This window comes from Streptomyces sp. Ru72 (genome assembly GCF_002920635.1).
In the GTDB taxonomy this organism is placed as follows: domain Bacteria; phylum Actinomycetota; class Actinomycetes; order Streptomycetales; family Streptomycetaceae; genus Streptomyces.
Window position 1 is genome coordinate 35,487 of sequence record NZ_PQSR01000046.1, and the last position, 18,724, is coordinate 54,210.

An 18,724-nucleotide genomic window follows, 5' to 3' on the forward strand; every position below is an offset into this window, starting at 1 on the left:
CTCCGGCTCAGGCGGTGACGGCTGCGGAGTAGCGGTTGGCGGGGCGGACGAGCCCGAGCAGTCCGCGCAGGGTGCCGGACTCGTAGGCGCGGCGGAAGGCGTCTCGGCGCTGGAGCTCGGGGACCAGGCCCCGGGTGACGGCCGGGAGGTCATGACCGGCGACCGCGGGGCGCAGCCGGAAGCCCGTGAGCCCTGCTGACCGCAACTCCTCGAGGAGGTCGGCGAGTTGAACGGGGGTTCCGGTGAAGACGCGGGCGTCGCTGGTGTACTCGTGTCCGGCGAGATCGTCCAGGCGCTGCTTGCGGTCCGCGGCCCTGGCCGGGTCGTCGTCCAGGAAGACCACGAGGTCGCCGAAGACGTGCAGCGGCTCCTCGGCACGGCCCGCCGTCTCCTGCTCGGCGCGGATCTCGGCGACGATCGCCCGGGCCTGATCGGCGTCGTACGGGGTGACGTAGCCGATGTCGGCCTGTCGGGCCACCAGCCGGTAGGGGACGGTCTGGTGGGCGAGGGCGGTGACGATCGGCTGGCCCTGCGGCGGTCGGGGCGTGATGGAGGGGCCCTTGACGCTGAAGAACCTGCCCTCGAAGTCGATGTAGTGCAGCTTGTCCCGGTCGATGAAACGGCCGGTGGCGACGTCCCGGATCTCGGCGTCGTCCTCCCAGCTGTCCCACAGGCGACGGACGACCTCGACGTAGTCGGCGGCCTCGTCGAACAGGTCGGTCACGACGCCCCGGGCACCCGGGCTGTCGTAGGCGTCGATCCTCGGGATCGTGCGGCGGCCGAAGTGCGCGGCCTCGTTCGGACGCGCGGTGATCTGTACGCGCAGGCCCGCACGGCCCGTGCTGACGTAGTCCAGAGTGGCGATCGCCTTGGAGATGTGGAACGGCTCCGTGTGGGTGGCCACCACGGTAGGCACCAGCCCTATGTGCCGGGTCAGTGGTGCGACACGGGAGGCGATGAGCACGGCGTCCAGGCGTCCGCGCACCTGGTCGGTGCGCTCGTCCGGTTCGAGGAAGTGGGAGGACTGGGGTCCGAGCCCGTCCTCGATGGTCACGAAGTCGAGCAGACCGCCTTCGGCCTCGGTGATCAGGTCGGCCCAGTATCCGGCCGTGAACAGGTCCCGGGGCCGGGCCACGGGCTCGCGCCAGGAGGCGGGATGCCAGCCGGTGCCGTCCAGGGCGACGGCAAGGTGCAGGGGGGAGGGGGAAGTCGAGGACACGAGTGGGTGCCTTCCTGAAGTCCGTAAGAGAACGCCGGCCGGCGCGAGCGGGCGCGGCGGAGGGCGAGCGCAGCGAGATGGGGACCCCGGCCGAAGGCTGGGGACGGTCAGGAGCAACAGAGCGCGCCGGCTACCCGCAGCAGATCGATATGGGCCCGGGAGTGCAGAAGCGGACGGCGGGACGGGTTCAGGGCGCGGGCGTGCACGGTACGGGTCACGTCCTGCACCTCCGTCCGTTCGGCCTCGTGGCGCGCGACTCGTCGTCGACGACAACAGCCCGGCTCCGCCGTCTGTTCCGCACTCCGGGCACCCCTTCGGTCAGGAGTTGTCGAGCGGCAGCCCGGGCGGGTTGACCTCGGACTTGGCGACGGCCTCGTTGGACAGGTTCCAGGCGGCCAGCCACTTGGCGTACTGGCCGCTCTCGATCAGGTGGTTGACGGCGTCGGCGATCGGCTTCGCGAGCCCGCTGTCCTTCTTCGCGGTCGCCGCGATCAGGCCCTGCAGGGACTCGCCGGCGCCGGAGAACGCGCCCGCGTTGCGGGTCGCCTGGGGCGTGTTCGCGACCTGCCTGATGTGGTAGGCGATACCGGGGTTGGGGCCGAAGTAGGCGTCGATCCTGCCGCTGGACAGCGCCAGATAGGTGCCGTTGCGGTCCGGGTAGTACTTGACGGTGAGTTTCTTGCCTTCCTTGGCCAGCTTCGTCTTCCATTCCAGGAGGATCTTCTCCTGGTTGGTTCCCGAGCCGACCGAGACGGTCCTGCCCGCGAGGTTCCGGTAGTCGCCGTCGAAGTTCCACGTGCTCTTCTTCGGCACCTCGAAGGCCAGGTTGTCCTGCCGGTAGGAGGCGAACTCGTACTTCTTCTTGCGCTCCTCGGTGTCGGTGACGTTGGAGAAGGCCACGTCGACCTTGCCGCTGTCGATGCCGACGAACAGGTTCTCCCAGGTGAAGTTCTTCAGCTCCGGCTTGAGACCGAGGACGGCGGCCACCAGGCGGCCGAAGTCGGGCTCGGCGCCGGTGAGGGTCTTCTGGTCGCTGCCCACGTACGCCAGCGGTGCGAAGCCGGAGGGCAGGGCGCCGATGCCGATCTCCAGCTTGCCGCTCTTGCGGACGGCGTCGGGCAGTTCGGCGTTGAGGGACTTCACCTCGGACACCTTGAGGGTGGCCTGCGTGGCGGCGCCGTTGGACAGCTGCCCCACGGTGACCGTGCCGGAGGATGCGCTGTCCGGGTTGGTGGCGGCGTCGCTGTTCCCCCCGCACGCGGCGAGTCCGGCGGCGAGGGAGGCGACGGCGGTGCCTGCGGTGAGGCCGCGCAGGAGTCGGGTGCGGAGACCGGTGGTAGGCATGGTGGTCCTTGTTCGGTGAGCGGTGGCGGTGGTGGCGTGGGGGTGGGAGGAAACGCGGAACCGGCGGGTTCAGAGCACCTTGCTCAGGAAGTCCCGGGTCCGCTCGTGCCGCGGGTTGTCGAGGACCTCGGCGGGCGGACCCTGTTCGACGATCCGGCCGTCGTCCATGAAGATCACCCGGTCGGCGCATTCGCGGGCGAAGCCGATCTCGTGGGTGACGATGACCAGCGTGGTACCGCCGCCGGCCAGGTCCTTGATGACGGCCAGCACCTCGCCGACGAGCTCGGGGTCGAGGGCGGAGGTGGGTTCGTCGAACAGGATGACGCCGGGCCGCAGGGCGAGTGCGCGGGCGATGGCGACGCGCTGCTGCTGGCCGCCGGACAACTGCCGTGGATAGGCGCCCGTCTTGTCGGCGAGTCCGACCCGGCCGAGCAGGTCGAGGGCGAGGTCCCGGGCCTCCTGCTTGGTCAGCTTGCCGGTCGCCACCGGAGCCGCTGTCACATTCTCGAGGACCGTGAGGTGCGGGAAGAGGTTGAAGTTCTGGAAGACGAACCCGATGCGGCTGCGCTGGCCCAGGATGACGCGCTCGCTCAGCTCCTTGAGGTGGGCTCCTTGCCGGCGCACCCCGATGGGTTCGCCGCCCACGCTGACATAGCCGCGGTCGGGCTTCTCCAGGTGGTTGATCACCCGCAGCAGGGTGGACTTGCCGGAGCCGGACGGGCCGAGGATCACGGTCACCTCGCCCGGCCGTACGGTCAACTCCACGCCGTGCAGCACCTGGTGGGAGCCGAACGCCTTGTGCACGTCGTGCACCTGGATGGCGGCGGGGCGGGTCTGATGCGTGTCGGCGGTCATACGGCGGCCTCCCTGCGCGCACGGGCCCGCGGCTCGGCGAGACCGGTCAGGAGCTTCTGCAACGGGGTCGGCGGCAGCGCGCGGGTGGCACCGCGGGCGTAGTACCGCTCGACGTAGAACTGGACGACGGACACGAGGCTCGTCAGGATCAGGTACCAGACGGTGACGACCAGCAGCAGCGGCACGATGTCGCCGGGGTAGGTGCTGCCCATGGTCTGCGCGGAGCCGAACAGGTCGAGCAGCGACACGTAGAACACCAGTGAGGTGCTCTTGACCAGGCCGATCAGCTGGTTGACGTAGTTCGGCGTGATGGATCTGAGGGCCTGCGGAAAGACGATCCGCCTGAACTGGTGGCCCTTCGGCAGGCCGAGCGCGGCGGCCGCCTCGTGCTGGCCCTGGTCGACCGAGAGAATGCCGCCACGGACCACCTCCGCCGCGTACGCCGCCTCGTTCAGGCTCAGTCCGACGACGGCGACGACCATGTCGGTGGCGAGCCGGGACTCGTCGAAGCTGAAGAAGGCCGGGCCGAAGGGCACGCCGACGCTCAGCGTCTTGTAGAGGGCACTGAAGTTGTAGAGGAAGATCAGTACCACGATCAGCGGTATGGAGCGCAGCGCCCACACGTACGTCCAGCTGACCGCGCGCAGGACGGGGCTCTTCGAGAGCCGGGCCAGCGCGAGCACGATTCCGCCGAGCAGGCCCGACACGGCGCTGAGTGCGGTGACTTCGAGCGTGATGAGCAGCCCGTCGAGGATGGTGGGGCGCAGGAACCAGTAGGCGAAGCGGTTCCACTGGTAGAACGGGTTGGACACCAGGCCGTGGACGAACTGGGCCACGAGTACCAGCACGATGGCCGTGGCGATCCAGCGGCCCGGCCGGCGCAGGGGCAGTACCCGCTGGGCCGCGGGGGCCTCGGCCGCGGTCGGGGCTTCGTCGGGCGGCGCCGGGGCGAGGAAGACGGCGGTGCCGGGGGGTTCACTCATGACAGGCTCCAGCGGAGTCGGATGCCCCGGGCGGCGCGCCACGGCACCGCTCGGCGGCGCGGGCCGCGGCGTGTCGAGGCAGGTTCAGCGGAGTGCACCGGGGATGGGACGGAACGAGGGCACCACCGCGGCGGCGGTGCGCGTCAGGGATTCAGAAGGCCGTCAGCCGTGGCAGCGGGCGGAGCCCGGGGTGGTACACAGTGCGCTGTTGACGCGGAGAAGGTCGACGGAACGGTTGGCGCACAGCAGGACGCAGCCGCGGAGCCGCACTGCGGCCGTCCTCGAGGCTGCGTACATCACTGTCTCCGTCGTTCTTCCGGCCCGGCGGGGCCACGCGCTTACCGAAACGTCATCCGGTCGGGTCGTCACCTGGGGCACCCCACCGCGGTGCGAGGGTTGCCGGTCAGCAAGCCAGGGCTTGTCGCTGACGCTCATGACCTTTCTGGGCGTAAGTCAATACAGGCGCCGTAAGCGATGTCAACGTGCGTCCGGCAGGTGATACATGCTCAGCGGCGTCGTTCTTCCTCTCAACCGGTGTGGCTGGCCGCGTGGTTGGGGACGTGCGAGGCCCAGTCCAGGATCTGCACGGCGGCGCCCGCGGCCTCCAGTCCCCGGCAGTGCGCGTGGTGCCGCCGGGCGATGCCGTCGCGGTCGAGGTGGGGACCGAAGGCGGGGTGGGCGGCCAGTCGGCGGGCGAACGCCCACAGGTACGGGTGGTCGGCGACGCGGTGCACCGCGGCGGCGTCCAGGTGCCAGCGGTGCACGGTGTCGAGTTGCACCAGGCTGACCCACAACTCCACGTCCGCTGCGGTGAGCTGTTCCCCGAGCAGGTACTCCTGGCGGGCGAGCCGGCCCTCCAGTGACCGCAGGGTGCACAGCAGCGAGGTGAGCGCGGCGTCCCGTTCCTCCGTGTCGGCGTCTACGCGTCCGGCGCGTTGGGCGGCCGCGTCGATGCCCTGCTCGCACAGCCGCTGGACGCCCTCCATCTCGGCGTCCGCACCCGGCGGATACAGCGCGGGGTGGTCCGTGCCGAAGTGCCGCGCCAGGTCTCGCATGATGTCCGGAGCGTGGGTGCTGACGATCCGGCCCGACCAGTCGTCGCTGAGCACCGGTGCCAGGGCGGCTCCGGCGTAGCGGTGGGCACTGGCTTCGTACAGCGGACGCAGCGCGGAGTACTCGCCGCCGGGTCCGTCGGGCACCGCGGGCAGCAGCGTGACGGGACAGACGTCCTCGAGGCCGAGCAGGCTGTGCGTGATGGCGATGCGCAGACAGCGCGGACATGCCAGGGACAGATGGAGACGGTAGCGGCGCGGCACGGCGTAGTGGCCGCTGCGGGCGTCGCAGCCGATCCGGCCGCGGAAGGCGGGGACCTGCTGCGCGGACGGGAGTGCGGTCAGGGCATGGGCGGACATGTCTCTCCCGGAGTTCTGGGACGCGGGGGTGTGGGAGCGGCGGCCCACGGTCAGCCGGCCCTCCCCTTCGCCGACGGCGCGGGGTGGCGGCGACGCGGCGTGGCTCCGCCGGTTTCAGCGCCGGCGGCTGCTCGCGCTGCAGACGCGCAGCAGATCGATGTGACGGCGGGAGGTCAGCAGGAGGGACTGCCGGCGCGTGCGATGAACACGGCTGACGACCGGCCTCAGGCGCCCCATTGTTTCCCTACCTGTCCACTAGGAAATCTCCCTTGGAGTGTCGATCCGGCTCCGGCCCGCGTCAAGAGGGTGGTCCGCAGTGTGAGAGGGACGCGTCTCACGGGTGGTGGCTCCCTCGACCGGAGGCACTCCCGGTGGTCCGACTTGCTGATATACGGGCCTTCCTGGCAGGGCGTGCCGAGGGCCGCCGCGTGGGCGGGTCAGGCTTCAGGGGACCACCCGGAACCGTTCAGGCAAGGAGCCCATAGATGAGCCCTGAAAGCAGGACGCCCTTCTCTCTCGGACCGCTGGCGCGCGAGAGGTACAGGAAGGCCGGCAAGCTCGCCTCGCTCGCGCTCGTGATGGCGGTCGGACTGGCCACTCCCGCCGCAGCCGTCGGACGCGGCGAGACCGTACGCCCGGCCGACAACTGCGATCACCGCACGACCGACCTCGGCGGCGACCACGACAAGGACAAGTGTCCCAAGCCGCAGCCGCCGACGCCGCCCGCGGGGTGCTTCGACATCGACTCGGTCGTCCACGGGGAGACCAAGTACATCTCGGCGGTCTGTAACGGGCGAGTGTTCGTCCTGACGGTCGCCGAGACGGGTCCGGACGCCGGGCACGCTGTCAGCGAATGGCTGCCGGTGGGCGGTCCGAGCAACGTCATCGACGCCACGCTGGCGGAGAGGGACGCCGTCGTGTACGTCAGCGTGCTGACTGCGGATGGACAGGTGCAGGAGGGCACTTGCGCCACAGGGCCCGTGAACCCGGGCCCGGGCCGCCCGATCACAGTACCGTGCGACTTCACGGCGTCGTCGTCGTTCCCCAGGCCTCCGGCATCGTGAGCAGCCGCCGCCCCTCCCTCAGGGAGGGGCGGCCCAGCGGTTGCCTGGCCTGTGCGGCAACGCCTGCACCAGAAGATCCAAAACTATGGCAAAGGCCCCTGGGGAAGGAACAGTTCGCCATGTCATCGTGCGGGGCATGAGCACAGAGCACGTCCTGGACGACCGGCCCCACACCCGTCCCCGCATACGCCGGACGGCGAACAAGGTGCCGGAAGTCACCGTCTACTTCTGGATCATCAAGGTTCTGACCACGGGAATGGGCGAGACCGCCTCCGACTACCTGGCGCGTCTGCTCGGCCCGGTCCCCGCGGTCGGCCTCGGCGCCCTCGCCCTGCTCGGGTCCCTGGTCCTGCAGTTCGCGGTGCGCCGGTACGTGGCCTGGGTCTACTGGACCGCCATCGTCATGGTCAGTGTGTTCGGCACGATGGCCGCCGACGCGCTGCACGTGGTTCTCGGCGTCCCCTACGCGCTTTCGACACCGCTGTTCCTGATGGCGCTGGCCGCCGTCTTCGCCCTGTGGTATGCAAGCGAGCGGACCCTGTCCATCCACAGCATCTCCACCCGGCGCCGCGAGACGTTCTACTGGGCCGCCGTCCTCGCCACGTTCGCGCTGGGTACGGCCGCGGGCGACCTGACCGCCACCATCGGACTCGGCTACGTGGGCTCGGTCGTCCTGTACGCCGTCGCGATCTGCGTGCCGGCCGTCGCCCACCGTGGGGGGCTGCTCGGTGCGGTGACCGCGTTCTGGGGCGCGTACGTCATCACCCGCCCTCTCGGCGCCTCGATCGCCGACTGGATGGCCGACCCCCACAGCCGCGGCGGGCTGAACTGGGGCCTGGGGCCGGTCACCCTCTCCTGGACGCTCGCGATCCTCGGCTTCGTGTCCTATCTGGCGGTCTCGCGGCGCGATGTGGGAAGCGACTCGGTCGCCGTGTGACGTGGCACCGCCCCGCCTGCCGCTGTTGCGGACAGGCGGGGCGGTGTCGTGTCGGTGCCAAGGGCTCAGCCGTTCGGCCCGGCGGGGGTCGTGGTGGTCTTGAAGCCCTCGGTCTTGTTGGCCTGGACGGCGAAGTCGTTGGTGAACGTCTTGCTGAGGTCCACCGAACCCTTCACGTTGCCGACCAGCTGCTCCGTCGCCAGGGAGGTCTTCGGACCGCCGGCCGGCATGATGCCGTCCGGGAGGAACTGCCCCTTGTCCTCGGTCAGGGCCTGGATGTAGTCGGCCTTGGTGACCAGCTGGTTCTGCACGAACGACTGCGGCAGCTTGTCGGCGATGTCGGCCGCGCTGTGCGTGTTGATCCAGTGCATGGTGGCGACGAGCGCGTCGACGACCTTCTGCACGGTGTCCTTGTGCGAGTTCACCCAGTCGGTGCGGGCGAGCACACTGGCCGCCGGATAGGCACCGCCCAGCGCCGCCGTGGCGCCGTTCGTGGTGGCAAGGTCGATCGCGGAGGTGCCGATGCCCTTCTTCTCGATCGCGGCGACCGTCGGCTGCGTCGTCATGACGCAGTCGATCTTGCCGTTCTGCAGGGAGGCGACGGCGGTGGAGCCCGCGCCGACCCCGATCCGGTGGAACTGGCTGACCTTGACGCCCTTCTTGGCGGCCATGAACTGGGTGAGGGTGTCGGTGCCCGAACCCAGGTCGGTCACGCCGAGGGTCTTGCCCTTGAAGTCGGCGGCCGAGTGGACACCCGACTTCTTGGTGCACATCTCGCGCTCGCCCGGCGCGCCGGACAACTGGACGACGTCCTCGACCGCCTTGCCCTTCGCCTGGAACTCGATCGTGTGGTTGTACCAGGCGCCCGCCATGTCCACCTGCCCCGAGATCATGGCATCCTCGGCGCCGATACCGCCGTTCTGCTCGGTGCTGAGCTGGACGTTGACGCCGTACTTCTTGTAGAAGCCGAGGTCCTGGGCGAGTTGGTAGGGCAGGTAGATCTGCTTGTCGATGCCGCCGACCATGAGCTTCACCGTGGGCACGTCGCCGGAGCTGCCGACGTTCTTGGAGCCGCTGTGGGAGCCGCTGGAACAGGCGGTGGCCGTGCCGAGCGCGAGGACGGTGAGAAGGGACGCGGTGACGGTGGCGGATCGTCGTGACATGGCTGGCCACTTTCCTTTTCTGGGGTGGGACGGGGAAGAGCGGAAGGAGGGGCGGGGACGGATTCAGAGGGTGTTCGTCGCCTCGGAGGGGGACGGCGGGCGCCACGACAGCAGCCGGTGTTCGAGCTTGCTGATCAGCCACTCCGCGCCGAGCACGATGACAGCGATGACGAGCATCGTCGCGAACACGCCGTTGGGGTCGAACTGGTCCTGCGCCGTCTTGATGACCAGGCCGAGGCCCTTTTGGGCGCCGAGCACCTCGCCGACGAGCGCGCCGACGATGGCGAAACCGAACGCGCTGTGCAGGCTGGCGATGATCCAGGTCAGCGCGGACGGCACGATGACGTGCTGGGTGATCTGCAGCCTGGAGGCGCCGAGCACCTTGGCGTTGGCGAGAACGTTCCGGTCGACCTCTCGGACGCCCTGGAAGGCGTTGAAGAAGACGATGAAGAACACCAGCACGGCGGCGAGCAGGATCTTCGGCGTCAGGCCGATACCGAAGGCGACGATGAAGATGGAGCCGAGGACGATGCGCGGGATGGCGTTGACGATCTTGATGTAGGGGCCGAGGACATCGGAGAGGTAACGGCTCTGCCCGAGGGCCACGCCGAGGATGATGCCCGCGACGGTGCCGACGGCGAAGCCGACAAGCGCCTCCTGGATGGTGGTCCAGATGTTCGCGTAGAAGGAGCCGGTCTCGGTGCCGTTCTGGAAGAGTTCGATCAGCCGCTTCCAGATGCCCGACGGCTGTCCGAAGAAGAACTTGTCGACGATGCCCCAGGTGGTGAACGCCTGCCAGCCGCCTATGACGAGGACCGCGAGACCGACGCGGCCCGCCCACACCGACGCGACGCGCCGCCGGACGGCCCGTCTTGCGGCGGTCGCGGCCGGCACCTGGCCGCCGTCGGTGACCGGAGCGGCGGATGCGGTGGACGTCGTGGTCATCCCTTACCTCCTGCGGTGCGTGCGTAGGCGCGCTCCACCTCCTCGCGCAGCGTGTCCCAGATCTGGTGCTGCAGTTCGATGAAGCGGGGCTCGAAGCGGATCTCCTGTACGGAGCCGCGCGGGCGCGGCAGGTCGATGTCGAAGACCGCCTTGACCGACCCGGGGCTCGACGTCATGACGACGACGCGGTCGGCGAGTGCCACGGCCTCGTCGAGGTCGTGGGTGATGAAGATGACGGACGGCCGGATCTGCTCCCACAGGCCGAGCAGTTCGGTCGACATGATCGCCTTGGTCTGGACGTCGAGGGCGCCGAACGGCTCGTCCATGATCAGGATCTTGGGTTCGTTGATCAGGGCCGCGGCCATCGCCACGCGCTTGCGCATACCGCCGGAGAGCTGGTGCGGGTAGCGGTCCTCGAAGCCGGCGAGACCCACCCGGCGCAGCCAGTCACGCGCCTGCTCCTGCGCCCGGCGCTTGGGCACGCCACGGAAGACCGGGCCCATCAGCACATTGCCGAGGACGGTCTTCCAGGGCAGCAGGGCGTCGGCCTGGAACATGAAGCTGACGCCGTCGGTGATGCCGTCCACCTCGCGGCCGCCGACCCTGACCGAGCCCTCGCTGGGCCGGTCGAGCCCGGACACCATGCTCAAAGTGGTCGACTTGCCGCAGCCGGTAGGGCCGACCACCGCGCAGAACTGGCCGGGCTCCACGGTGAACGACACGTCGTGCAGCGCCGTGAACACCTCACCGGCAGGGGTCAGGAATCGCTTGGTGAGCCCGGAGATCTCGACGCGCGCATCCTCACGCGCTGCTGCGCCTGCGGTCGCCGTACCAGTGATCGGGCTCTTCGCGACATCGTTTCGCGAAGCCATGGGGGGCCGTCTCCTTCCACGCCTCGAGGGGCGAGTTCCGCACCTCGTCGGGTCGAGTTCCGCACCTCGTCCGGAGCGGGTGAAGGCAGACGCTAGAGGCCACCCGGTGTTACGTCGCTGTTTCACAGCTATCCCGCGATAGCCGCGTAACCCGGGGTTCTGCTCGTTCTGCTCAGTGAAACGGGGCTGGGCATAGTTCCGGCCATCCGGCAAAATCGCGCCACACGGGTATGGCGCAGGGGCCGGACCCGGCACGACGTACGACAGGGGCAAGAGGCGCCCGTGATGCCCATCCGTACCTGGATCACCCGCGGCGGCAGAGGGAAGCTCTCCGCCCGGATCCTCGCCAACCAGCTGTTCATCCTCGGTCTCACCGGCGTGATCGGCTTCGTGCTGTTCGCGTTCGCACAGCGGGGCGAGCTCGACCGTTCGTACGAGCAGCGGGCACTGGCCATCGCGCGGACCGCGGCCGCCGAGCCGCAGATCCGTCAGGCCATGGCGGACGGCACCGACCACGGCGTGGTGCAGACCGCCGCCGAACGCATCCGCAAGGCCTCCGGGGCGTCGTACATCGTCGTGCTCGACATGCACGGCATCCGTCACTCGCATCCCATGCCGCAACTCATCGGCGAGCCGGTGAACGAGCCCATAGAGGTGCTGGACGGTCGTCCGCGCGTCGGCAGCGACCAGGGCGCCACCGGTCGGTCCGCCAACGCCAAGACTCCGCTGTACGGGCCGTCGGGCAAGCTGGTCGGCGAGGTGTCGGCCGGACTCCCGGAGCGGTATGTACTGGGCGAGCTGTGGCGTGAGCTGCCGACCTTCGGCCTGTACGCGGCGATCGCCACCGCGCTCGGTTCGGCGGCCGCCTATGTGCTGGCGCGGCGGCTGAAACGGACCACCTTCGGTCTCGAACTGGAGGAGATCGCAGGACTGTTCCAGGACCGGGAGGCGATGCTGCACGGCATCCGGGAGGGTGTGGTCGCCTTCGACCCCGACGGCAGGGTCACCGTGGTGAACGACGAGGCCCGGCGGCTGCTCGGGCTCGGCACCGCGCTCGGCAGCACCCTCGAGGAGGTGCTGCCCGACGGCCGGCTGCGCCGGGCGCTGGACGGCACCCTGAGCGGCACCGACGTCAGCGTCCTGACCGACGAGCACTGCCTCGTCGTCAACCGCATGCCGGTCACGCTGCGCGGCCGTGAGCTCGGCGCGGTGGTCACCGTACGCGACCGCACCGAGCTGATAGGACTGCTGCGCGAGCTGGACTCCGTACGCGGGCTCACCGACGCACTGCGGGCCCAGCAGCACGAATTCACCAACCGGATGCACACGCTGGCCGGACTGCTGGACATCGGCGACCACGACGCGGCCTACGAGTTCGCCGTCGGTTCGGCGGGCGCCGGGCAGGCACTGAGCGAGTCGGTGCGCGGACGGATCGGGAACCCGCTGATGGTCGGGCTGATCGTGGCGAAGACGACGGTCGCCGCCGAGCGCGGGGTGCGGATCGTGCTCGACGACGACTCCGCGCTCGGCCAGGACCCGCCGCATCTGCACCGGCTGCTGACGATCGTCGGCAACCTGCTGGACAACGCGGTCGACGCCGCGGCGGACGGACCGCCTCCGACGGGCGGCCGACAGGTGCGGCTCACCCTCGCAGAGGGCCCCGGCCAGGTGACCGTGCGGGTGGCGGACACCGGGCCGGGCGTCCCGCCTGGTGCCGCCGAGGCGATCTTCGAGGACGGCTGGTCGACCCGGCCCGAGCGGGGCACCGCCCGGCGCGGGCTGGGGCTCGCCCTGGTGCACCGGCTGGTGCAGCGGCACGGTGGCACGGTCACGGTCAGCGAGGGCCGGTGCGCGGTCTTCACCGTCGTCCTGCCGCTGCCGGACCCGGCCCCCGCGCCGCAGGGCGCACTGTTCACAACGGCGTTGCCGGTGGGAGGCGACCGCTGATGATCCGAACCCTGGTCGTGGACGACGACTTCCGGGTGAGCCACATCCACAGCGAGTACGTGAGCCGGGTCCAGGGCTTCAAGGTGGTCGGCGAGGCGGCGACCGTGGCCGACGCCCTGGAGGCGGTGCGCACCCTGCACCCGGACCTGCTGCTGCTCGACATCTTCCTGCCGGACGGCAGCGGTCTGGATGTGCTGCGCCGGCTCACCGGCGACGAGGGCGGCTCCCGGCCGGACGCGTTCATGATCACAGCGGACCGGGACATCGAGTCGGTCCGCACCGCCATGAAACTGGGCGCCGTGGGGTACCTCGTCAAGCCGTTCGGCTCGCCCGACCTCTGCGGGCGGCTGACCGCCTACCGCGAACTCCAGCACCGCGTGCACGCGCTGGGACCGGCCGCCGAGACCGAACAGGCCGATGTGGACGCCCTGTTCAGCGCCACCCGGCCGCCGGCCGTCCCCCGGGTGCCGGCCAAGGGGCACTCCGCGCCCACCCTGACCCTCGTCCACCAGGCGCTGCTCTCCGCCCGCGGTCCCGTCTCGGCGGCCGAGGCGGCCGAACTCACCGGGGTCTCCCGGGCGACGGCCCAGCGGTACCTGTCCTACCTCGTCAAGGAGGGCATGGTCCGGCTGGAGCTCCGGTACGGGACGACGGGGCGTCCGGAGCACCGGTACCGCATCGTCACCTGACCGTCGCGTTGCCCGGCCGTCGCTCTCCGGTCCGTTCCCCCCGGCATCGTCCGTCCCGTCCCGTCCCCCGACCGTCGCCTTCTTGTCACCGACCTGATTTCGCCGGTGCGGAAAAGCGGACCGAGCGGGCGGCCGACCGCATGCCGTGGGTGTGACTTGCGTCTGACCTGGTGAGACACGCGGCCGATGCCGGGGTGTTGACCGTACGATCGGGCAATGCCTGACACGACCGAAACCACGCCCGGCTGGCTGAGTCCCGACGAGCTCGAGCTGGCGCGAGCCCGCATGCCGATCCTGTACGTGGAAGCCGTGCCCGTGCGCGTCGACGACAGCGGTGAAGTCACCAGCATCGGACTGTTGCTGCGGATAGGGCCCGACGGGACCGTCAGCCGCACCCTCGTCTCGGGGCGGGTGCTGCACCACGAACGGGTCCGTGACGCCCTCCTGCGCCATCTGGAGAAGGACCTCGGACCGGTGGCGCTGCCGCGCGTTCCGCCCTCCCTGCAGCCCTTCACCGTCGCCGAGTACTTCCCGACACTGGGGATCACCCCGTTCCACGACCCCCGCCAGCACGCGGTGGCCCTCGCCTACATCGTCCCGGTGGCCGGCGACTGCCGTCCCCGCCAGGACGCGCTGGACCTGGAGTGGTTCAGCCCCCAGGAGGCCGCGTCCGCCGTGGTCCAGAACGAGATGCCGGGCGGGCAGGGCGTCCTGCTCAAGCAGGCCCTGGCCCACATCGGCTGCCTGCCCTGAGCGACGGGCGGACCCGAGCGACGCGGCCGCCGGCCAGGTGCCCGACGGTGCCGGGCCGGTGGCCGCGTCAACGGCGGTGTCGCATCCGAGAGCCCCGAGTCCCGGGGCTCTCAGTGCACCGCGTCCAGCCGCGCCCTCTGCTCCGCCGTCAGTTCCAGTTCCACCGCCGCCAGGTTCTCCTCCAGTTGCGCCACCGACGAGGCCCCGGCCAGCGGGATCACCGGCAGGTCTCCGCCGATCTGCCAGGCCAGCACCACCTGGTTGGCACTCGCGCCGGTCTCCCGCGCCACCTCCCGCAGCACGGCCAGCCGCGCCGGGGTGCCCGGGTGGTCGAAGTCACGGGGCAACGGGACGTCCTGACGTGCGTAGGCGCCCTTGAGCAGCGGTGAGTACGCGACCAGGGTCAGGCCCGGCTCGGCGCGCAGATAGCTCAGCAGTTCCGCGGTGGTGCCACCGAGGCTGCCGTCGGGGAAGATCTCCTCGGGGATGTCGGTGCGCGGGCGCAGATAGCTGTGCTGGTACTGCAGCACCTCGTAGCCGGGCAGCCCGGCCGCCGCCGCGAGGGCGCGGGCGCGCTCCACCCGCCAGACGGCGTGGTTGCTCACGCCGAGCAGGCCGACCGTGCCCTCCGCCACCAGTTCGGCGAACCCTTCGACGGTCTCGCGCAGCGGCACCGTGCGGTCCTCGATGTGCGCGTACAGCAGGTCGAGCCGGTCCACGCCGAGGCGTTCCCGGCTGCGCTCGGCCGCCTCCCGGATCGCCTTCGCCGACAGGCCCTCGGGGTTGTCGACATAGCTCGTCCCGGGGGCCAGCGGGCGTGCGCCGAGCTTGGTGGCGATCACGATCTCGTCGCCGATGCCGCGGCTGCGGCGCCAGCGGCCGAGCAGTTCCTCGCTCTGACCGCCCTGGCCGCCGTCGGTCCAGAAGGCGTAGTTGTCGGACGTGTCGATGAAGTTGCCGCCCGCCTCGACATAGCGGTCGAGGACGGCGAAGGAGGTCTTCTCGTCCGTCCGGGAGCCGAACAGCATCGCGCCCAGCGCGAGCACGCTCACCCGACGGCGGGTGTTCGGATCGGTGCCGATCGTCCGGTACTTCATGGTGCTCCCTCCCGTCGCGACCCGCAGATGCGGGCTCGAGCGGGAGTCTTCAGCTTGAAGTGCGCTTGAAGTCAAGGGCCGTGGAACGCCGGAAGCGACGCAAACGCGTGACGTCCGTACGGCAGCGTCCGCCTGCGGGGGTCCTCCGTCACGGATCTGGCCCGGTGCAGGACCATGTGACATAGTACTGACCGTGAGTCAGCGACTGACCTGCGATGTCGTGGTCGTCGGCGCCGGGATGGTGGGCGCCGCCTGTGCGCTGTACGCCGCCCGCGGCGGTATGGACGTCGTCCTCGTGGATCGTGGCCCTGTCGGCGGCGGTACGACCGGTTCGGGCGAGGGCAATCTGCTCGTCTCCGACAAGGAACCGGGGCCCGAACTCGAACTCGCCCTGTACTCCCTGCGCTTGTGGAGGCGACTGGCCGAGGAGCTGGGACCGGCGATCGAGTTCGAGCCCAAGGGCGGTGTCGTCGTCGCCTCGTCCTGCGAAGGGCTCACCGCCCTGGCGGACTTCGCGGCCGGGCAGCGGGCCGCCGGGGTCGAGGCGGAGGCCGTCGCGGCCGACCGGCTCCACGACCTGGAGCCGCACCTGGCCCCGGGCCTCGCGGGCGGCATGCTGTACTCGCAGGACTGCCAGGTGATGCCGGCGCTGGCCGCCGCGCATCTCGTCCGCGCGTCCGGTGCGCGCCTGCTGACCGGGCGGACCGTGACCGAGGTGCTGCGTACGCCGCAGGGGGCCGTGCGCGGGGTGCGCACGGCCGGCGGTGACATCCTCGCCCCGGCCGTGGTGAACGCCGCCGGCACGTGGGGCGGGGAGCTCGCCGCGCTGGCGGGGGTGCACCTGCCGGTCCTCCCCCGGCGCGGGTTCGTCCTCGTCACCGAGCCGTTGCCGCGCCGGGTGCGGCACAAGGTGTACGCCGCCGACTATGTCGCGGACGTGGCCAGCGACTCGGCGGCGCTGCAGACCTCGCCCGTCGTCGAGGGCACGGCCGCGGGTCCCGTCCTGATCGGGGCGAGCCGTGAACGGATCGGCTTCGACCGGTCGTTCTCCCTGCCGGTCCTGCGGGCGCTGGCGGCGGGCGCGATCCGGCTGTTCCCCTTCCTGGAGCGGGTACGGGCGATGCGGACCTATCTCGGCTTCCGGCCGTACCTGCCCGATCATCTGCCCGCCATCGGCCCGGACCCCAGAGTGCCGGGGCTGCTGCACGCCTGCGGTCACGAGGGGGCCGGGATCGGACTCGCCACCGGGACCGGGCAGTTGATCGCGCGGGTGCTGAGCGGCAAGGCGCCGGAGCTGGATCTCGCTCCGTTCCGGCCGGAGCGTTTCGAGCGGGAGGCCGTGTGAATCCCCTGGAGTCGGCCCGGGCCCGGCCGGGCCCCGCCTTCACGGTGACCCTCGACGGCCGTGAGATCGAGGCGCTGCCCGGTCGGACGGTGGCGGCGGCGCTCTGGGCGGCGGGCATCACCTCGTGGCGCACCACCCGGCGCGAGGGCCGTCCGCGCGGGGTCTTCTGCGGGATCGGCGTGTGCTTCGACTGCCTGGTGACCGTCAACGACCGGCCGAACCAACGCGCTTGTCTGGTGCCGGTGCGGCCGGGCGATGTGATCCGTACACAGGAGGGGACGGGGTATGCGGACTGACCTCGCGGTGATCGGCGCGGGCCCGGCGGGGCTCGCCGCGGCGCTCGCGGCCGGGGCGCGCGGCGTGCGCGTCACGCTCGTCGACGCGGCCACCGAGGCGGGCGGTCAGTTCTACCGGCAGCCCGCCGCCGGACTCGGCGCGCGGCGCGCGCGGGCCCTGCACCACCAGTGGCGGACCTGGTTGCGGCTGCGTGAGGGACTCGACCGGCACGTGGCGGCCGGACGCGTCAGCCACCTGGCGGATCACCATGTGTGGTGCGTGGAGAAGGAGCCGGAGGGGTTCGCCGTGCACGCCCTGCTCGGGCCCGAGCAGGAGCGGCCGGTCGCCGTGCGGGCCCGCGCCGTGCTCCTTGCGACCGGCGGCCATGAGCGGGTCCTGCCCTTCCCCGGCTGGACGCTGCCGGGTGTCGTCACCGCGGGCGGCGCCCAGGCCATGCTCAAGGGCGGGCTCGTGGTGCCGGGTCGCAGGGCGGTCGTGGCCGGGACCGGGCCCCTGCTGCTGCCGGTCGCGACCGGGCTCGCGGCGGCGGGAGTGACGGTCGCCGCGCTCGTGGAGTCGGCCGACCCGAGGGCCTTCGTACGGTGCGTCGGGGCCCTGGCCGGCCGGCCCGGCAAAGCGGTGGAGGCGGCGGCGTACGCGGCCCGGCTGCTGCGGCACGGGGTGCGGATCCTCGCCCGGCACACCGTGGTCGAGGCCCAGGGCACCGACCGGCTGGAGGCGGTGACGGTCGCCGCGCTCGACGCGGGCGGGCGGGTCCGGGCCGGCACGGCGCGCCGCGTCCCCTGCGACACCCTCGCCGTGGGCCACGGCATGCTCCCGCACACCGACCTCGCCGAAAACCTCGGCTGCCGCATCGACGGGACGAACGTCGCCGTCGACGACGAACAGCGCACCGACGTCCCCCGGGTCTGGGCGGCCGGCGAGGCCACCGGGATCGGCGGCGCGGCGCTCGCCCTCGCCGAGGGGCACATCGCCGGGCGGTCCGTCGCCGCGCGGCTCGCCGGCGCCGTGCCCGATCCACGGGGGTGGGAACGCGCCGCGCGGAGCCGGGCGGCACTGCGCGACTTCTTCGCGGCGCTCGACGACGCGTACGCGCCGCCTCTCCACTGGGCCGAGCAGGTCACCGACGACACCGTGGTGTGCCGTTGCGAGGAGGTGCGCGCCGGGAGCGTACGGCAGGCCGTCGCCGAGTTGGGCGCCGGTGATCTGCGGACGGTGAAGCTGCTGACCCGGGCCGGAATGGGCTGGTGCCAGGGCCGGGTGTGCGGGCCCGGGGTTGCCGGTATCGCCGGGTGCGGGGAGGCGGTGGTCCGCAGACCGTTCGCACGGCCGGTGCCGCTGGGGGTGCTGGCCGGGAGGCCCGGAGAGGACCACCGGCAAGAGGACCACCGGCAAAAGGACCACCGGCAAAAGGACCACCGGCAAGAGGGCCATCAGTAAAATGTCACACGTCATCAAGATGGGGTATCGCGTATGACCGTCCCGCAGCACCGCCCCTGGCGCGGCGTTCTCGTCGCCACCGCCCTTCCGCTCACCGACACGCTCGCCGTCGACCACGCCAGGTTCGCCGACCACTGCGCCTGGCTGGTGGAGAACGGCTGCGACGGTGTCGTGCCGAACGGATCGCTCGGCGAGTACCAGGTGCTCACCTCCGAGGAGCGCGCCCGGGTGGTGGAGACCGCCGTGTCCGCGATCGGCGGGGCCCGGGTGATGCCCGGCGTCTCCGCGTACGGTTCGGCGGAGGCCCGCCGCTGGGCCGAGCAGGCACGCGACGCCGGCTGCGCGTCGGTGATGCTGCTGCC

19 protein-coding genes and 1 riboswitch are annotated in these 18,724 nt (G+C 71.1%); of the genes, 9 read left to right on the forward strand and 10 right to left on the reverse strand.

The features are described 5' to 3' along the window. Window positions 1-7: 7 nt before the first annotated feature. The 6 genes from C3488_RS21450 to C3488_RS21470 all read right to left on the reverse strand — a co-directional run bounded on the left by C3488_RS21450 (window position 8) and on the right by C3488_RS21470 (window position 5,813). Window positions 8-1,219, reverse strand: coding sequence for an LLM class flavin-dependent oxidoreductase (locus C3488_RS21450; RefSeq protein ID WP_103841788.1), 1,212 nt, complete (start codon window positions 1,217-1,219; stop codon window positions 8-10). Window positions 1,220-1,326: 107 nt separating this feature from the next. After that, window positions 1,327-1,446 carry a putative leader peptide gene (locus C3488_RS42645; RefSeq protein ID WP_374955445.1) on the reverse strand — a complete coding sequence of 40 codons (120 nt, stop codon included), beginning with the start codon at window positions 1,444-1,446 and terminating at the stop codon, window positions 1,327-1,329. A gap of 91 nt (window positions 1,447-1,537) precedes the next feature. Beyond that, the gene (locus C3488_RS21455; protein WP_103841790.1) at window positions 1,538-2,563 is read right to left on the reverse strand and encodes an ABC transporter substrate-binding protein; all 1,026 of its coding nucleotides are present in this window, start codon (window positions 2,561-2,563) and stop codon (window positions 1,538-1,540) included. A 69-nt stretch (window positions 2,564-2,632) separates the two neighbouring features. After that, a complete protein-coding gene (locus tag C3488_RS21460; RefSeq protein WP_103841792.1) occupies window positions 2,633-3,418 on the reverse strand; it encodes an amino acid ABC transporter ATP-binding protein in 786 nt (261 codons plus the stop codon). Continuing rightward, on the reverse strand, window positions 3,415-4,401 hold the full coding sequence (locus tag C3488_RS21465) for an amino acid ABC transporter permease (protein WP_103841793.1): 987 nt from the start codon (window positions 4,399-4,401) through the stop codon (window positions 3,415-3,417). The genes C3488_RS21460 and C3488_RS21465 overlap by 4 nt, the downstream gene beginning before the upstream one ends. A gap of 329 nt (window positions 4,402-4,730) precedes the next feature. Then, window positions 4,731-4,840: riboswitch (SAM riboswitch) on the reverse strand. An 88-nt stretch (window positions 4,841-4,928) separates the two neighbouring features. Beyond that, window positions 4,929-5,813, reverse strand: coding sequence for a glutathione S-transferase C-terminal domain-containing protein (locus tag C3488_RS21470; RefSeq protein ID WP_103841795.1), 885 nt, complete (start codon window positions 5,811-5,813; stop codon window positions 4,929-4,931). A 485-nt stretch (window positions 5,814-6,298) separates the two neighbouring features. On the opposite strand from C3488_RS21470, the gene C3488_RS21475 reads away from it, so the two are divergent. Beyond that, on the forward strand, window positions 6,299-6,877 hold the full coding sequence (locus tag C3488_RS21475; protein WP_103841798.1) for a hypothetical protein: 579 nt from the start codon (window positions 6,299-6,301) through the stop codon (window positions 6,875-6,877). 136 nt (window positions 6,878-7,013) lie between these two features. After that, a complete protein-coding gene (locus C3488_RS21480; protein WP_103841800.1) occupies window positions 7,014-7,814 on the forward strand; it encodes a hypothetical protein in 801 nt (266 codons plus the stop codon). A gap of 65 nt (window positions 7,815-7,879) precedes the next feature. On the opposite strand, the gene C3488_RS21485 is transcribed toward C3488_RS21480, so the two are convergent. The 3 genes from C3488_RS21485 to C3488_RS21495 all read right to left on the reverse strand — a co-directional run bounded on the left by C3488_RS21485 (window position 7,880) and on the right by C3488_RS21495 (window position 10,794). Continuing rightward, window positions 7,880-8,977 carry an ABC transporter substrate-binding protein gene (locus C3488_RS21485; RefSeq protein WP_103841802.1) on the reverse strand — a complete coding sequence of 366 codons (1,098 nt, stop codon included), beginning with the start codon at window positions 8,975-8,977 and terminating at the stop codon, window positions 7,880-7,882. 63 nt (window positions 8,978-9,040) lie between these two features. Beyond that, window positions 9,041-9,922, reverse strand: a complete 882-nt coding sequence (locus C3488_RS21490; protein WP_103841804.1) for an ABC transporter permease — start codon at window positions 9,920-9,922, stop codon at window positions 9,041-9,043. Beyond that, window positions 9,919-10,794 (reverse strand): ABC transporter ATP-binding protein, encoded by an 876-nt coding sequence (locus tag C3488_RS21495; RefSeq protein WP_103841806.1) that lies wholly within the window; start codon window positions 10,792-10,794, stop codon window positions 9,919-9,921. The genes C3488_RS21490 and C3488_RS21495 overlap by 4 nt, the downstream gene beginning before the upstream one ends. A 285-nt stretch (window positions 10,795-11,079) precedes the next feature. Here C3488_RS21495 and C3488_RS21500 point away from each other — a divergent pair, with 285 nt between their 5' ends. The 3 genes from C3488_RS21500 to C3488_RS21510 all read left to right on the forward strand — a co-directional run bounded on the left by C3488_RS21500 (window position 11,080) and on the right by C3488_RS21510 (window position 14,183). Further along, on the forward strand, window positions 11,080-12,741 hold the full coding sequence (locus C3488_RS21500; protein WP_103841808.1) for a sensor histidine kinase: 1,662 nt from the start codon (window positions 11,080-11,082) through the stop codon (window positions 12,739-12,741). Continuing rightward, complete coding sequence (locus C3488_RS21505; RefSeq protein ID WP_103841810.1) at window positions 12,741-13,430, forward strand: response regulator; 690 nt, start codon at window positions 12,741-12,743, stop codon at window positions 13,428-13,430. The genes C3488_RS21500 and C3488_RS21505 overlap by 1 nt, the downstream gene beginning before the upstream one ends. 216 nt (window positions 13,431-13,646) lie before the next feature. After that, window positions 13,647-14,183 carry an NUDIX hydrolase family protein gene (locus C3488_RS21510; RefSeq protein WP_103841812.1) on the forward strand — a complete coding sequence of 179 codons (537 nt, stop codon included), beginning with the start codon at window positions 13,647-13,649 and terminating at the stop codon, window positions 14,181-14,183. Window positions 14,184-14,293: 110 nt separating this feature from the next. Here C3488_RS21510 and C3488_RS21515 read toward each other — a convergent pair whose 3' ends face one another. Beyond that, window positions 14,294-15,280, reverse strand: a complete 987-nt coding sequence (locus tag C3488_RS21515; RefSeq protein WP_103841813.1) for an aldo/keto reductase — start codon at window positions 15,278-15,280, stop codon at window positions 14,294-14,296. 193 nt (window positions 15,281-15,473) lie between these two features. Between C3488_RS21515 and C3488_RS21520 the strand changes: the two genes are divergently transcribed. From C3488_RS21520 to C3488_RS21535, 4 genes are all read left to right on the forward strand, one after another. Further along, a complete protein-coding gene (locus C3488_RS21520) occupies window positions 15,474-16,625 on the forward strand; it encodes an FAD-binding oxidoreductase (RefSeq protein WP_103841815.1) in 1,152 nt (383 codons plus the stop codon). Beyond that, window positions 16,622-16,921 carry a (2Fe-2S)-binding protein gene (locus C3488_RS21525; RefSeq protein WP_103841816.1) on the forward strand — a complete coding sequence of 100 codons (300 nt, stop codon included), beginning with the start codon at window positions 16,622-16,624 and terminating at the stop codon, window positions 16,919-16,921. Before C3488_RS21520 ends, C3488_RS21525 begins: the two co-directional genes overlap by 4 nt. Then, window positions 16,911-18,362, forward strand: coding sequence for an NAD(P)/FAD-dependent oxidoreductase (locus C3488_RS21530; RefSeq protein ID WP_103841817.1), 1,452 nt, complete (start codon window positions 16,911-16,913; stop codon window positions 18,360-18,362). Before C3488_RS21525 ends, C3488_RS21530 begins: the two co-directional genes overlap by 11 nt. Window positions 18,363-18,395: 33 nt before the next feature. Then, on the forward strand, window positions 18,396-18,724 hold a 329-nt coding region (locus tag C3488_RS21535), incomplete at its 3' end, for a dihydrodipicolinate synthase family protein (protein ID WP_146067901.1).

What these genes read in the sequence shown, in the direction of transcription:
- C3488_RS21460 (WP_103841792.1), bottom strand. Translation starts at nt 3,418, where the DNA reads ATGACCGCCGACACGCATCAGACCCGCCCCGCCGCCATCCAGGTGCAC.
- C3488_RS21515 (WP_103841813.1), bottom strand. Translation starts at nt 15,280, where the DNA reads ATGAAGTACCGGACGATCGGCACCGATCCGAACACCCGCCGTCGGGTG.
- C3488_RS21470 (WP_103841795.1), bottom strand. Translation starts at nt 5,813, where the DNA reads ATGTCCGCCCATGCCCTGACCGCACTCCCGTCCGCGCAGCAGGTCCCC.
- C3488_RS21530 (WP_103841817.1), top strand. Translation starts at nt 16,911, where the DNA reads ATGCGGACTGACCTCGCGGTGATCGGCGCGGGCCCGGCGGGGCTCGCC.
- C3488_RS21495 (WP_103841806.1), bottom strand. Translation starts at nt 10,794, where the DNA reads ATGGCTTCGCGAAACGATGTCGCGAAGAGCCCGATCACTGGTACGGCG.
- C3488_RS21480 (WP_103841800.1), top strand. Translation starts at nt 7,014, where the DNA reads ATGAGCACAGAGCACGTCCTGGACGACCGGCCCCACACCCGTCCCCGC.
- C3488_RS21485 (WP_103841802.1), bottom strand. Translation starts at nt 8,977, where the DNA reads ATGTCACGACGATCCGCCACCGTCACCGCGTCCCTTCTCACCGTCCTC.
- C3488_RS21505 (WP_103841810.1), top strand. Translation starts at nt 12,741, where the DNA reads ATGATCCGAACCCTGGTCGTGGACGACGACTTCCGGGTGAGCCACATC.
- C3488_RS21465 (WP_103841793.1), bottom strand. Translation starts at nt 4,401, where the DNA reads ATGAGTGAACCCCCCGGCACCGCCGTCTTCCTCGCCCCGGCGCCGCCC.
- C3488_RS21475 (WP_103841798.1), top strand. Translation starts at nt 6,299, where the DNA reads ATGAGCCCTGAAAGCAGGACGCCCTTCTCTCTCGGACCGCTGGCGCGC.
- C3488_RS21490 (WP_103841804.1), bottom strand. Translation starts at nt 9,922, where the DNA reads ATGACCACGACGTCCACCGCATCCGCCGCTCCGGTCACCGACGGCGGC.
- C3488_RS21500 (WP_103841808.1), top strand. Translation starts at nt 11,080, where the DNA reads ATGCCCATCCGTACCTGGATCACCCGCGGCGGCAGAGGGAAGCTCTCC.
- C3488_RS21510 (WP_103841812.1), top strand. Translation starts at nt 13,647, where the DNA reads ATGCCTGACACGACCGAAACCACGCCCGGCTGGCTGAGTCCCGACGAG.
- C3488_RS21455 (WP_103841790.1), bottom strand. Translation starts at nt 2,563, where the DNA reads ATGCCTACCACCGGTCTCCGCACCCGACTCCTGCGCGGCCTCACCGCA.